Origin of the sequence: Pseudomonas sp. LFM046 (assembly GCF_000949385.2) — a bacterium.
In the GTDB taxonomy this organism is placed as follows: Bacteria; Pseudomonadota; Gammaproteobacteria; order Pseudomonadales; family Pseudomonadaceae; genus Metapseudomonas.
Genome location: NZ_JYKO02000001.1, coordinates 1907140 through 1921114, shown reverse-complemented (window position 1 = coordinate 1921114; position 13975 = coordinate 1907140). Strand labels below are relative to the sequence as shown.

Genomic DNA, 13975 nt, shown 5'->3' with positions numbered 1-13975 from the left:
CCTACTCCGCAGATGCGCGACTTTCCAGCCAGCTCAGAGCCTCAGCCACGCTATAGAACGATCCGAACACCAGGATTTCATCATCCGGTGTCGCCTGCTCGCACTGGGCTTCCAGCGCGGCGGCGATATTTTCGTGGACACTGACGGTTGCGTGAAGGTTCGTCAATGCCGCCTGCAGCTCAACGGCCGGACGACTGCGTGGCGTCCGCAGCGGCGCCACCGCCCACTGGGCCAGCTGACCCTGCAGCGGACGCAGCACACCGGGGAGATCCTTGTCGGAGAGCAGGCCGAACACGGCCAGGCGGCGGCCTGCTACGGGACGGGCTGCCAGGCGCGCGGCGAGGTATTCGGCAGCATGGGGGTTGTGACCGACATCCAGCAGCAGGGAGACTTGCCGGCCACGCCAGTTGACGCTGCGGCGATCCAGTCGGCCGGTGACCCGGGTACCGAGCAGTGCGGCCTGCAAGGCGTCCGGCTGCCAGGGCATGCCCAAAAGTGCATAGGCCTGGAGCGCCAGGGAGGCGTTTTCCATGGGCAGATCAAGCAGCGGGAGATCGTGCAATTCGAGTACCTGCCCCGAAACACTGACACCACGCCAGTGCCAGGCAGCCTCGCCCACCGCCAGATCAAAGTCCCGCCCACGCAGGAACAGCGGCGCGGAAAGCGCGCTCGCCCGCTCCAGCAGCGGTTGCGGGGGATCCAGATCACCGCAAAGGGCCGGTTTACCGGCGCGGAAGATGCCGGCTTTCTCGAAGGCCACGCTTTCGCGGGTATCCCCCAGCCAGTCGGCATGGTCCAGGCCAATGCTGGTGACCAGCGCCAGATCAGCATCCACCAGGTTGACGGCATCCAGCCGGCCGCCAAGACCGACTTCCAACACCACGGCATCCAGCGCGGAACGCTGGAACAGCCAGAAGGCCGCCAGGGTGCCCATTTCGAAGTAGGTCAGGGATATTTCGCCGCGAGCAGCCTCGACGGCAGCGAAGGCGTCGCAGAGCGCCTGGTCGCTGGCCTCCTGGCCATTCACCTGGACGCGCTCGTTGTAACGTAGCAGGTGCGGCGAACTGTAAACGCCGACCTTGAGCCCCTGGGCGCGCAGCAGCGCAGCCAGGAAAGCGCAGGTGGAACCCTTGCCGTTAGTGCCGGTGACCGTGATCACCTTCGGTGCCGGTCGGCCCAGGCCGAGCCGGCTGGCTACTTCGCGGCTGCGCTCCAGCCCCATGTCGATAGCCGTGGGGTGGAGCTGTTCAAGGTAGGAAAGCCAGTCGGCAAGGGTTCTCTGGGTCATGCGATAGCCGGGGAAGGAAGACGCATCATCTGCGCCAGCAGCCGACCGAGGCGCTCACGCAGTTCCGCGCGGGGAATGATCATGTCGATGGCACCATGCTCCAGCAGGAATTCACTGCGCTGGAAGCCTTCCGGCAGTTTTTCGCGCACGGTCTGCTCGATCACGCGCGGGCCAGCGAAGCCCACCAGGGCACGCGGCTCGCCGACGATCACGTCACCCAGCATGGCAAGGCTGGCGGAAACGCCGCCGTAGACCGGGTCGGTCAGTACGGAAATGAAGGGGATGCCCTCTTCGCGCAGTCGAGCCAGGGCGGCGGAGGTCTTGGCCATCTGCATCAGGGAGATCAGGGCTTCCTGCATCCGCGCACCGCCGGAGGCGGAGAAGCAGACCATCGGGCAGCGCTGCTCGAGGGCAACGTTGGCAGCACGAACGAAGCGCTCGCCAACGACCGCGCCCATGGAGCCGCCCATGAAGGAAAACTCGAAGGCACAGGCGACGATCGGCATCTTGTGCAAGGTGCCACGCATGGCAATCAGGGCATCCTTCTCGCCGGTGTCCTTCTGCGCGGCGGCCAGGCGGTCCTTGTACTTCTTGCTGTCGCGGAACTTCAGGCGGTCCACCGGTTCCAGGTCAGCACCGATTTCCTCGCGGCCTTCCGGGTCCAGGAAGATGCTCAGGCGGGTACGCGCATCGATACGCATGTGGTGATTGCATTTCGGGCAGACGTCCAGCGTCTTTTCCAGCTCGGGCTTGTACAGCACCGCGTCGCAGGACGGGCACTTGTGCCAGAGGCCTTCCGGCACCGAGCTCTTCTTCACCTCGGAACGCATGATCGAAGGGATCAGCTTGTCTACCAGCCAGTTGCTCATGCTCTAGTTCTCCACAGCTTTCAGGCCCGAACACGCGCTAGCGGTCCACAGCCCCGCGCATGCCCTTGAGCGAATTCATGGTTGCGACCCCGGCAGTCACAAGATGCCCGGGAATCACCCTGGAGATGGCCCTGCCACCCCTCTCGTAAAAATCAGGCCCGATCGACGCAGCCTCGCCACGTGACCCGACAGGCTTCGCCTGCCTGGGCGACTCGGTTATGGACGGCAGCGAAACGCCGTCCGTCACATATGCAGAAGACACGCCAACGAGCAGACCGTCGAAAGAGTCCGCAATTTGCATGTCAGCCACGTGCACGCCGGATGAAGGACTGAATCTTCTCGGCATCCTTGATGCCCTTGCTCGCCTCGACTCCGCCGCTGACATCCACCGCATACGGGCGCACCTGGCGCACCGCTTCGCCGACGTTTTCCGGGGTCAACCCACCCGCCAACACCAGGGGCTTTGCCGCATTCCGGGGCACCAGGCTCCAGTCGAAGGCCTCGCCCGTGCCGCCCGGGGTACCGGGTACGTAGGTGTCCAGCAGGATGCCGGCGGCGTCGGGATAACGGGAAATGGCCGCGGCGACGTCATCACCCGGCTTGACCCGCAGCGCCTTGATGTAGGGACGTCCATGACCGGCGCAATCCTCCGGACCTTCGTCACCGTGGAACTGGAGCAGGTCCAGCGGCACCTCCGACAGCACCTGCTTCAGCTCGTCTCGGGGCATGTCGACGAACAGCCCGACGCTGGTCACGAAGGGCGGCAGCGCGGCAACGATTGCCTTCGCCTGGGCCGGAGTCACCGCCCGCGGGCTCTTCGCATAGAACACCAGGCCGATGGCATCAGCCCCGGCAGCCACAGCGGCCAGGGCGTCCTCGATCCGGGTGATGCCACAGATTTTGATGCGAACGGCTGACAAGATGCAGACACCTGAAGGGGAAAGGTGACGGATGTTAGCAAAGGCCAATCGCAGCGTCAGCCCACCGCGTCAGGCAGACCGGAGAGAAAGTGCGGCCCCAGATAACGCTGGGGAATATCGAACTCTTCCGGGTATTCGACCCGCACCAGGTACAGGCCGTATGGGTGCGCCGTCACGCCGCCCTCGCGACGAATGCGCCCCTCCAGCACCTGCCTGGCCCACTCCACCGGCTGCTCCCCCGCACCAATGGTCATCAGTACACCGGCGATGTTGCGCACCATGTGGTGGAGGAAGGCATTGGCGCGGATATCCAGCACGATCATGCGGCCGTGCTCGATCAGTTCAAGGTGGTGCACCGTCTTGATGGGCGACTTGGCCTGGCACTGCCTGGCACGGAAGGCGCTGAAGTCATGGGTACCCACCAGGCAACGGGACGCCTCGCGCATGCGCTGGATATCCAGGGGGCGGTGATTCCAGGTCACCTCTTCAGCCATGTGCGCCGGGCGAATCTCGTCGTTGTAAATCACATAGCGATAACGCCGGGCCATGGCGCTGAAACGAGCGTCGAACGTTCTCGGCATTTCCTTGGCCCAAGTGACGCTGATATCGCCCGGCAGGTTCATGTTCGCGCCCATGGTCCAGGCGTGCATCGAGCGCACCACCGGAGTATCGAAGTGCACCACCTGGCCGCTGGCATGCACCATGGCATCGGTGCGACCGGCGCAGGAGAGGGTCACGGGCGCGCCGCCCGCCACGCGGGTAAGGGCTTTTTCCAAAGCCTCCTGGATGGACGGAACGCCCTTGGTCTGCCGCTGGAAGCCACGGTAGCGTGAGCCTTTGTACTCGACGCCAAGTGCGATTCTGTAAATGCCAGCGGCAGCTTCGGGGGCTGCCAGAGATTCTTTATCTATCAACGACTTACAACCCTTTCATTTCCACATCGGTGCAGATTATACCGGCCTGCAGGCCTACTGCCACGCGGGGGCTTTTTGAGTTAAGGAAACCACTTTGAGGGCATTTCTGCCAAAAGCCGCCACCCTTCCTATGTAAAGGAAGGGCTCGCCATGCTCCAGCAATGCAACAGTCGCGGTGGAGTGCCGCTCCAGCACTTTCCGCACCACACTTCTAGATCGCTGCCCCCCTAAAACCAAATGCCGAAATAGCGCCCCGGAAAGCAGTAATTCCTGGCTGACACGCCCTAGCTATAGACAGCAAATCCGGCCATTCCTGACGCCTACTCCCCACACGATCATAGGCCGACTCACGCATCCTCCCCGCTTATCGGCTCCTTCTACGTAGTATCGAACAACCTGCTGAAGCCGGCCGAGCAGGTCGGCACGCATTCGGGCAATGCTTGAGGAAAGAAACCGATGCTGGATCAGTTGTTGGCGACCTTCCCGATGCTCGTTTTGACGTTGACTGGGACCCCACTGAAGGCCCGAACCACATCGTTGCTGAACCACTTTTTGTACTGCTCGAATATCAACTCGTGACCAGCCGAGTTGGGGTGCGCATAGTCAGCCAGGACACCCTTACCGTCACCGAACGGCGTGTAGCTGTCGATCACCGCCAGGCCATGACGCTCAGCGATGTGATCAACCTCGGCCACGAACTGCTGATAGGTCGGGATCCTGGCGAAGTTCTCCTTCACCATCACCACTGCGATTCCAGCGCCACGCAGGCGGTTGATAATCAAGTCGGTGTTCTTGACGAAGGTGTCCAGACTCAGCCCGTGGAGCGCGTCGTTGATCTGCAACGGCAAGAACACGACATCCGGATAGGGCTTCATGGCCAAGACCTCGTCGACGCTATCGGTCTGCCCGTTGATTGAGCTGGCCGGTGTGCTGATGCCGAGGTGGTCATTGGTGTCCCAGCCGTCGCCGCAGAGGTTGATAATGCGGGAGTATGGATTCTTGGCTCGAAGGAAGGCCCGCAGCATGGTCGGCGCACCTGGTGCTTCGTCGCTTTCACGCTCGGATACTTTCAGCTTTCCGTTCGGCTGGCTGATGGACTTGATGATCGGCGCCCCGTCTGCGTTGTAACCGCAGGAAACCGAGTTGCCGATGATCACAGCCTGAACAGGCTGCCCTGCCTGGTAATGCGCAATCACGTCCGCGTAGTCCACGAAACAGCTCCGAGTTGAATTCGAGGCGCATTTTACTCCAGCAGAGCTGGCCGCGAGATAATCCAGCTATCAGGGGCGACAGCTTGGGCGTTTACCAAACTGGCACCTCAACGATGGAAAGGATGGTGCTGGCACGCTCTCGGCGGCGTTGGCATGGAATGCGCCGAGATACAGGCAGTCACCCACCGCTTGGGCAGCCTGACACGGGGCGTCAAACGCGACAATGAGGCGCCACGCGAAGTTTACATCAGGGACGAGGCGTGGAAGACGGCGTACAGGGAGGTGTCGCGGGAGCTGCAAGTGACGATGGACATTGCCAACCTACCCGGCCAGCGACCTGCGGATGTGCGCAAGATGCGCCGGCTGGAGATGAGCGACCACTCCTTCCTATTGGCGGATCAGGACAAGACAGCGCAGAAGCTTCTTATTCGCCTGCACACTGAAGGATTACGCACGGTTCTAAGGCGACTGAGCTTTCGAGCTGTACTGAATCCAGCCGTACTTGGCCCCCCCAGAGGGCAAGCAGCTGATCGACAGCACTTCGAGCCGGCCCGCTAGCGCGCCGCCAACATGGCCGCGGACAACGGCGCCCCTGTCTTGACCATCATGCAGTCCCAGCTCCGCGACATCTGCCCGAATTCCGCGCCGGATACTGACAGTCTGGAGGAGGCCTTCCACCTACTGGGACACACCAAGCAGGGAACCACCAAGCGAGTGTGCAGCCCCATTGGGAGGGTGGTGAACCCGTAAAAAGGTGCGGGCCTGCAAAAATAGCGGGGAATGTTGCACTGAAAGCGGCAGATTCGCGCCATTCTGAAACGCCAGCGGCAGCCTCAGAGGCTGCCGCTGCGGGTACTGCTTCTGTCATCTATCAGCTGAGTCGTGCGATCAGTTCGCGCGCTTCCTGTTGCTGGGTGTCATTCCCCTCGGACATGACCTCGTCGAGGATGTCGCGAGCACCTTCGGTGTCACCCATGTCGATGTAGGCGCGAGCCAGGTCCAGCTTGGTCGCGGTTTCGTCGGTACCGGTGAGGAAATCGAAGTCATCCTCCTCGCCCAGACCCATGTCCAGTTCCGGCGCTTCGTCTTCCAGCACGGCAACCGGCTCCGGCGCCTGCTGCAAGCTGTCGGACAGCTGGTCCAGTTCAGCGGTGACTTCGTCCAGCTGGGCCGAGAAGCTGTCGTCATCGGCAATCGGCTCGGCGACAGGCTCATCGGGCAGGGACAGATCGAAGTCAGCGGGCAGGTCCAGCAGGCCGGCACTGGCCGGCTGCGCCGCTGGAGCCGGCTCTTCGACCGTCAACGGAGCGTCAAAGTCGCTGTCCAGGCTGAGCAGGAACTCGTCTTCGTCGGCGGTGGCCGGTTTTGCAGTCGGCTCCAGGTCGAGGCTGAAGTCGGCGAGGTCGTCGCTGAGCTCCAGGCCCTCGTCACCGGTCAGCAGCTCCTCGTCGGCACCGATGTCCAGATCGAAATCCAGATCGCTGTCAGCCTTGGACGGCGCTACCGGGGCGTCCAGTTCCAGGTCGTCGAGGCTCAGTTCGTTCACCGGCGCCACGTCAGGCTGGATGTCGGCCGACTTCCCGTCCGACAGCTCAAGGTCCAGTTCGGACCCCAGATCGTCCAGGCTCAGGTCGAAGGCGTCGGCCAGATCGGAACCAGCGGCGGCGGGAGCGGCAGCCGGGGTATCGTCCAGGCCGAGGTCGTCGAGGCTGAACGTGCTGAGGTCATCGGCAGCGGCCAGACCCGCAGCAGCAGTTGCGGCAACCGCAACCGCAGCCATGGCCGGGTACTTGCCCTTCAACTGCTCGATGTCGCTGCCGGCACCGCCGATCTCGCGGAGTTCACGCTCCTGACGGGCGAAGCCTTCGCGATCACCCAGCTCGGCATGGACCTCCATCAGTTTCAGACGCAGGTCACCGCGATGGGGCTCGTCGTTGATGGCGTTCTGCAGCAGTTCGGCAGCCTGATTGAAACGGCCGTAGGCGATATAGATGTCGGCCTCGCTGATCACATCACCGGTCTGCGCGGTTACGCGATCTTCCGCCTTGGTCGGAGCGGCGCCAACGGCAGGCTCCAGCTCGGCGCTGTCGAGGGAGGCTGCAAAGCTGTCGTCCTTCCGATCGAGGTCGCTGTCGAAGGTACTGTCGTCATCCTGCGCAGCGAGGCTGTTCTGCAGCTCGGCTTCTTTCAGCGCATTGCGGCGGGACAGGATCATCAGCAACACCAGCAGCGCCACCAGAGCACTGCCGCCTGCGGCCAGGAGCAGCATCGGGTTGGCCAGCACATCATCAATGATGCTGGACTGCGGCGGCTCGGCAATCGGAGCGGGTTGTGCCGGTTTAGCAGGCTGGGCAGCTTCCGCAGGCTTGGCAGGAGCTGCGGGCTTAGCAGGCTCTGCAGCTACGGGCGCAGCGGGTTGGGCGGGCGCTGCCGGCTGTTCAGCGATTGCAGGTTGAGCCGGAGCCTCGGCAGGCTGGGCCGGAGCAGCCGGAGCGGTGGATACGGGTTCTGCCGGGGCGGCTGGCGCAGGCTGGGCGGGAGCCTCGGCAGGCTGTGCGGGCTCTGCGGGGGCTGCCGCCGCCGGTGCTGGCTTGCCCTGGGCAGCCATGTCGGACTGGAGCTTGGCGAGCTGATCGTCCTTGAGCTGGATCAGGCGCTGCAACTTGTCCATCTGGCTCTGCAGATCGCCCAGACGGCTCTTCAGCTCGTCATTCTCGCGGCGGGTCGAGTCCAGGCTTTCCTGGGTCACGGCCAGCTTGTCGCTGAGGGCCTTGCTCTCGCCATTGGCACCTTTGTCGCTGCCACTGGAAGCCTTGCCGCTGGCGGCAGAAACCAGACGCAGATTGTCCTGGGTCTCGACCTTCTCGGGTGCGTCACCAGCGCTGGCACGCTTGGTGGCATCAAGCTGGCGCTTGCCCTCCCCCGCCAGACTGCGGCCATCACGCCAGGCGGCGTTCTGCGCCTGGACCTGAGCAATGGCGTCCGCCTGGGAACGGCTGGCGATCTGCTTTTCATCGGGCAGACGCAGCACCTGACCACTCTTCAGTCGATTAATGTTGCCGTCGACGAAGGCATCCGGATTCAGATCCTGGATGGCCAGCATGGCTTGATGAACGGAGCCGCTGGCGCGACTGCGTTCTGCAATTTCCCACAGGGTGTCGCGGGAAGTGGTGCGGTACTGGTCAGTCGGCGTCTTGGGTGCCGGCGCAGGAGCGGAAGCGCTCGGACGCGGCGCAGCAGCAGCGGAGGCCGCCGGAGCGGTGCGAACCGGAGCCGGAGCCGGAGCAACGGCAGGGCGCGGCGCCGGAGCAGGCGCCGCAACGGGAATGCGCGGAGCCGCCGCTACCGCCGTTTGCGGCGAATAGAGCGGCGGATCGAGGAGCAAGGTGTATTCGCGCAGCAGGCGACCACTGGGCCAGAGCACCTCGACCAGGAAATTCAGATAGGGTTCGCGGACCGGCTTGGTGGAAGTCACCCGAATGACACTGCGGCCGTTCGGCTTGAGGACGGGGGTGAACTTGAGGTCCTGCAGGAAATATTGGCGGTCCACCCCGGCCTTGGAGAACTCTTCCGGCGAGGCCAGGGTCGGCTTGACCTCGGCCGAGGCCAGATCACGCACTTCGAGCAGCTCGATCTCGGCGTCCAGCGGCTGATTCAGGGACGAACGCAGGGTGACTTCCCCGAGCCCAAGGGCATTAGCCATACCCGAAGTCAGCGCGGATGCAGCCGCGATTGCCAGCACAAGTTTGCGAACCCGAACCATAGAGTGATTCCCTTGTTTTATCTTTTTTCTCGCCATGCGAGAGGAGGGTCTTAAGTCGCTGCCTGCGCGCGCCTGGTCGGCGGCTCCCCATCAACGAAAAGCCCAAGCCAGTATTGTCAAGCTAGAATATTTCTACCAATTTTCAGGTAAGTATCTTTGACAGATAGTGTTTTATCAACAACTCGGCAGACTGCACAGCATTGAGCGCAGCGCCTTTTCTTGCATTATCTGAAGCAATCCACAAATTGAGTTCGCACGGGTCATCCAGCCCACCCCGAACCCTTCCTACATATACCGAATCCTGCCCCACGGCGTCGCCGACAGCGGTCGGATAGTCGCCCTCCTCTTCCACGAACTCGACGCCCGGTGCTTGCGCAAGGCGCCCGCGCACTGCCGTCACATCCACGGCCTGCTCGGCCACCAGGGAGACGGCCAGGCTGTCACCGAAGAAAACCGGTGCCAGGGCGCAGGTGGCGGAAACTCGAAGAGCAGGCTCACCGAGCAACTGCCTGACCTCGCCCGCCAAGCGGCGCTCCAGGGCGATATGCCCCTCAGCATCCGGCGCCCCGGCCTGGGCCAGGATGTTGAACGCGATCTGCCGATCGAAAAAGCGCGGTTCAAGGGGACGCGCATTGAGAAGCTCGGCAGTCTGCCGGGCCAGTTCGGTGACACCTTCACGGCCGCGACTGGACACTGCAAGGCTGGCCATGACGCTCAGACGCTGGGGCTTCGCCAGATCCTTGAGCGGTGCCAGCACGCAGGCCAGGGCAACGGCCGAAGCGCTGGGACTGGTCAACTGATACGGCGCGACCAGGGTCTCCAACAGTTGCGGGTTGGCCTCAGGCACCAGGCTGGGGGCTACAGCCGGGTCCAGGGCGCCGGACAGGTCGATGAGCGAACAGCCGGCCGCGACCGCCTTGGAAGCGAAACTGCGGGTCACTGCCTCGCCCGCGGCAAAGAAAGCCAGTTTCACCAGGGAGAAATCGAACTCGGCCACGTCCCGCACCCGCAGGTTGCGCCCCTTGAAGGGCACCGACGCGCCGGCAGACTCGCCGCTGGCCAACAGGTAAAGGTTGCCGACCGGGAATTCCCGCTCTTCGAGGATCTGGACGAGGGTTTCGCCGACGGTGCCGGTGGCGCCGATCACGGCGATGTCGAGGGACTGGCTCATAGGGAGGGCATTACTTCTGGCGATGCGAGGAGCGGCACTTTAACCGCCGCCCCGCACGCAGGCAATCAAGGGTCAGGAAGCGCCGACGAGCCTCATCGGCGCCCCGACTGCCATCAACGCTCCAGCAGGATACGCAGCATGCGGCGCAGGGGCTCGGCGGCGCCCCAGAGGAGCTGGTCACCAACGGTGAAAGCGCCGAGGTACTGCGAACCCATGTTGAGCTTGCGCAGACGGCCGACCGGAACGGTCAGGGTGCCGGTCACGGCGGTAGGGGTCAGCTCGCGCATGCTGATTTCGCGCTGGTTCGGCACCAGCTTCACCCAGGGGTTGTGCTGGCTGATCATGCCTTCGATGTCGGCGATCGGCACATCCTTGTTCAGCTTGATGGTCAGCGCCTGGCTGTGGCAGCGCATTGCGCCGATGCGCACGCAGATGCCGTCCACCGGGATCGGGCTCTTGAAGCGGCCGAGGATCTTGTTGGTCTCGGCCTGGCCCTTCCACTCCTCGCGGCTCTGGCCATTGGGCAGTTCCTTGTCGATCCAGGGGATCAGGCTGCCGGCCAGGGGAACACCGAAGTGCTCAGCGGGGAAGTCTTCGCCGCGCATGGCTTCGGCCACCTTGCGGTCGATGTCGAGGATGGCGCTGGCCGGGTTGGCCAGGTCATCGGCGACGGCGCCATTGATGGCACCCATCTGCTTGATCAGCTCGCGCATGTTCTGCGCGCCGGCACCGGAGGCTGCCTGGTAGGTCATGGCGCTCATCCACTCCACCAGACCGGCTTCGAACAGGCCGCCCAGGGCCATCAGCATCAGGCTGACGGTGCAGTTGCCGCCGATATAGTTCTTGGTGCCCGCATCCAGCTGCTGGTCGATGACCCTGCGGTTTACCGGGTCGAGGACGATTACCGCGTCATCCTGCATGCGCAGGCTGGAGGCGGCGTCGATCCAGTAGCCCTGCCAACCGGCCTCGCGCAGCTTGGGGAACACCTCAGTCGTGTAGTCGCCGCCCTGGCAGGTCAGGATCACATCGAGGCTCTTCAGCTCGTCAATGCTGTAGGCGTCCTTCAGCGGGGCAATGTCCTTGCCGACCGCGGGGCCCTGGCCACCGACATTGGAAGTGGTGAAGAACACCGGCTCGATCAGGTCGAAATCCCGCTCTTCCAGCATTCGCTGCATGAGAACGGAACCCACCATGCCGCGCCAACCGATCAGACCTACACGCTTCATGACAACTACACCTTTCTTGAAAAAGTGGGCCGCTGGAAATGCAGCGGGCCCGACAGATTACAGATTCCGCAGTGCTGCGACCACTGCATCGCCCATCTCGCGCGTACCGACCTTGGTCGCACCGGCAGAGTAGATATCGCCAGTCCGCAGGCCCTGCTCCAGCACCAGGCTGACGGCCTTTTCGATGGCGTCGGCGGCAGCAGTCTGGTTGAAGCTGTAGCGGAGCATCATCGATACAGAGAGTATGGTCGCCAACGGGTTGGCGATGCCCTGGCCGGCGATGTCCGGCGCCGAGCCATGGCAGGGTTCGTACATGCCCTTGTTGTTCGAATCCAGCGAGGCTGAAGGCAGCATGCCGATGGAGCCGGTGAGCATGGAAGCCTCATCCGACAGGATGTCGCCGAACATGTTGTCGGTGACCATCACGTCGAACTGCTTGGGTGCACGCACCAGCTGCATGGCGGCGTTGTCGACGTACATATGGCTGAGTTCGACATCCGGGTAGTCCTTGGCCACTTCCTCTACCACTTCGCGCCACAGCTGGCTGGAAGCCAGGACGTTGGCCTTGTCCACGGAGCAGAGCTTCTTGTCGCGGACACGGGCCATGTCGAAGCCGACACGGGCGATGCGGCGGATTTCGCTCTCGCTGTACGGCAGGGTGTCGTAGGCCTGGCGCTCACCGTTCTCCAGCACGCGCTGCTCGCGGGGCTGGCCGAAGTAGATGCCGCCGGTCAGCTCGCGGACGATTAGGATGTTCAGACCGGAGACCACTTCCGGCTTGAGGCTGGAGGCTTCGGCCAGTTGCGGATAAAGGATGGCCGGACGCAGGTTGGCGAACAGGCCCAGCTGCGAACGGATTTTCAGCAGGCCGCGCTCCGGGCGGATGTCACGCTCGATCTTGTCCCACTTCGGACCGCCCACGGCGCCCAGCAGTACGGCGTCTGCCTTGCGGGCACGCTCCAGGGTCTCGTCGGCCAGGGGCACGCCGTGCTTGTCGATGGCGGCGCCGCCGATGACGTCCTCGGTCAGTTCGAAACCGAGCTGGAACTTGTCGTTGGCCAGCTCCAGCACCTTGACCGCTTCGGCCATGATCTCCGGACCGATACCGTCACCGGGGAGAATCAGAATCTGCTTGCTCATGCTTTCCTCTCGTTAGGCGCGCTCCGCGCCGGGCAGTTCGTTCTAGCGTTCGGCCCAGAGCACCAGGACATCGGTGCTGAAGGAGCCGTCCGCGGCAATCTCGAAATACTCGCGAACCTCATGACCCACCGCATTCTGCAGGGCCAGGATCGCCTCACGGAACACCATCGGCGTACGCATGCGCTCGACCCAGGAGGCGAATTCCAGGCGCAGCCGCTGGCGGGCATGGCTGCGTGTGGACAAGCCGGACTCGGCCACCTGGCGCAGCCACTCGGCGGGCGAGTAGTTGCGCACGTGGCTGGTGTCACGCAGCACTTCCACCGCTTGCAGGTGGGTATCGAGCAGCGGCCGTCCCGGCGAGGCGACATCGATGAAGGCGGCCACGCCGCCCGGCTTCAGAACGCGGCGCACCTCGCGCAGGGCGACGCCCAGGTCGCTCCAGTGGTGCGCCGAATAGCGGCTGAAGACGAAGTCGAAGCTGGCATCGGCGAAGGGCAGTGCCTCGGCCGCCCCCTTCTGCGTGACCACGTTGCCGAGGCCACGCTGGGCGGCGGCGCTGGCCACCACGTCGAGCATCTGCTCGGAAAGGTCGTAGGCGACGACCTCGCCGACCAGCGGTGCAACCTGGAAGGCCACATGGCCGGCGCCACAGCCGAGATCGAGCACGCGGGCATCGCCGCGCCCTGCCACCTCGGCCTGCAGTAGGGCGAACTCGGCGCCCTGGGCATGCACGGCACTACTGAGATAAGCAGCAGCCTGTTCGCCGAACTGGCGCTGGACCACCTGCTCATGGGCCTTGTCAGTCACGTTTCTCTCCTTGAATGTCAGGCGTCGCGGAACAGCCAGGGGCTATTTGCGCGGTACTGGCCCTCGAATGCCTTGATCGCGTCAGCGTCCTGCAGGGTCAGGCCGATATCGTCCAGGCCGTTGAGCAGGCAATGCTTACGGAAGGCGTCCACCTCGAAGCTGTACTGCTTGCCGTCCGGACGGGTCACGGTCTGCGCCGCCAGGTCGACGGTCAGCTGGTAGCCCTCGGCGGCCTCGCACTGCTTGAACAGTTCGTCGACTTCTTCGTCCTTGAGGATGATCGGCAGCAGGCCGTTCTTGAAGCTGTTGTTGAAGAAGATGTCGGCGTAGCTCGGCGCGATGATGGCGCGGAAGCCGTACTCGTCCAGGGCCCAGGGCGCATGTTCACGGGAGGAGCCGCAGCCGAAGTTCTCGCGGGCGAGCAGCACGCTGGCACCCTGGTAGCGCGGGAAGTTCAGCACGAACTCCTTGTTCACCGGACGCTTGGAGTTGTCCTGGTTCGGCTGGCCCACGTCCAGGTAGCGCCACTCGTCGAACAGGTTCGGGCCGAAGCCGGTGCGCTTGATGGACTTCAGGAACTGCTTGGGAATGATCTGATCGGTGTCGACGTTGGCGCGATCCAGCGGAGCGACGAGACCGGTGTGTTGGGTAAAGGCTTTCATCTCG

General features: G+C 63.6%; 11 protein-coding genes. All 11 read right to left on the bottom strand.

Features of this window, described 5'->3' with window-relative positions:
• Position 1: 1 nt before the first annotated feature.
• Positions 2-1288, bottom strand: coding sequence for a bifunctional tetrahydrofolate synthase/dihydrofolate synthase (gene folC / locus TQ98_RS08960; protein ID WP_044874989.1), 1287 nt, complete (start codon positions 1286-1288; stop codon positions 2-4).
• Positions 1285-2157 carry an acetyl-CoA carboxylase, carboxyltransferase subunit beta gene (accD, locus tag TQ98_RS08955; protein ID WP_044874988.1) on the bottom strand — a complete coding sequence of 291 codons (873 nt, stop codon included), beginning with the start codon at positions 2155-2157 and terminating at the stop codon, positions 1285-1287. Before accD ends, folC begins: the two co-directional genes overlap by 4 nt.
• A gap of 302 nt (positions 2158-2459) precedes the next feature.
• Positions 2460-3077, bottom strand: coding sequence for a phosphoribosylanthranilate isomerase (locus TQ98_RS08945; RefSeq protein WP_044874986.1), 618 nt, complete (start codon positions 3075-3077; stop codon positions 2460-2462).
• A 56-nt stretch (positions 3078-3133) separates the two neighbouring features.
• Entirely contained in the window at positions 3134-3991 is an 858-nt protein-coding gene (gene truA, locus TQ98_RS08940) for a tRNA pseudouridine(38-40) synthase TruA (RefSeq protein ID WP_044874985.1), read from the bottom strand.
• Positions 3992-4455: 464 nt separating this feature from the next.
• Positions 4456-5202: an SGNH/GDSL hydrolase family protein gene (locus TQ98_RS08935; protein WP_044874984.1), complete on the bottom strand. Its 747-nt coding sequence runs from the start codon at positions 5200-5202 to the stop codon at positions 4456-4458.
• An 871-nt stretch (positions 5203-6073) separates the two neighbouring features.
• Positions 6074-8965 (bottom strand): FimV/HubP family polar landmark protein, encoded by a 2892-nt coding sequence (locus TQ98_RS08920; RefSeq protein WP_044874983.1) that lies wholly within the window; start codon positions 8963-8965, stop codon positions 6074-6076.
• A gap of 142 nt (positions 8966-9107) precedes the next feature.
• A complete protein-coding gene (locus TQ98_RS08915; RefSeq protein WP_044874982.1) occupies positions 9108-10136 on the bottom strand; it encodes an aspartate-semialdehyde dehydrogenase in 1029 nt (342 codons plus the stop codon).
• A gap of 113 nt (positions 10137-10249) precedes the next feature.
• Positions 10250-11362, bottom strand: a complete 1113-nt coding sequence (gene asd, locus TQ98_RS08910; protein ID WP_044874981.1) for an aspartate-semialdehyde dehydrogenase — start codon at positions 11360-11362, stop codon at positions 10250-10252.
• A 57-nt stretch (positions 11363-11419) separates the two neighbouring features.
• Positions 11420-12502 carry a 3-isopropylmalate dehydrogenase gene (leuB, locus tag TQ98_RS08905; RefSeq protein ID WP_044874980.1) on the bottom strand — a complete coding sequence of 361 codons (1083 nt, stop codon included), beginning with the start codon at positions 12500-12502 and terminating at the stop codon, positions 11420-11422.
• A 42-nt stretch (positions 12503-12544) separates the two neighbouring features.
• On the bottom strand, positions 12545-13309 hold the full coding sequence (locus TQ98_RS08900) for a class I SAM-dependent methyltransferase (protein WP_044874979.1): 765 nt from the start codon (positions 13307-13309) through the stop codon (positions 12545-12547).
• A 17-nt stretch (positions 13310-13326) separates the two neighbouring features.
• The gene (gene leuD / locus TQ98_RS08895) at positions 13327-13971 is read right to left on the bottom strand and encodes a 3-isopropylmalate dehydratase small subunit (protein WP_103102919.1); all 645 of its coding nucleotides are present in this window, start codon (positions 13969-13971) and stop codon (positions 13327-13329) included.
• Between the last annotated feature and the right edge of the window lie 4 nt (positions 13972-13975).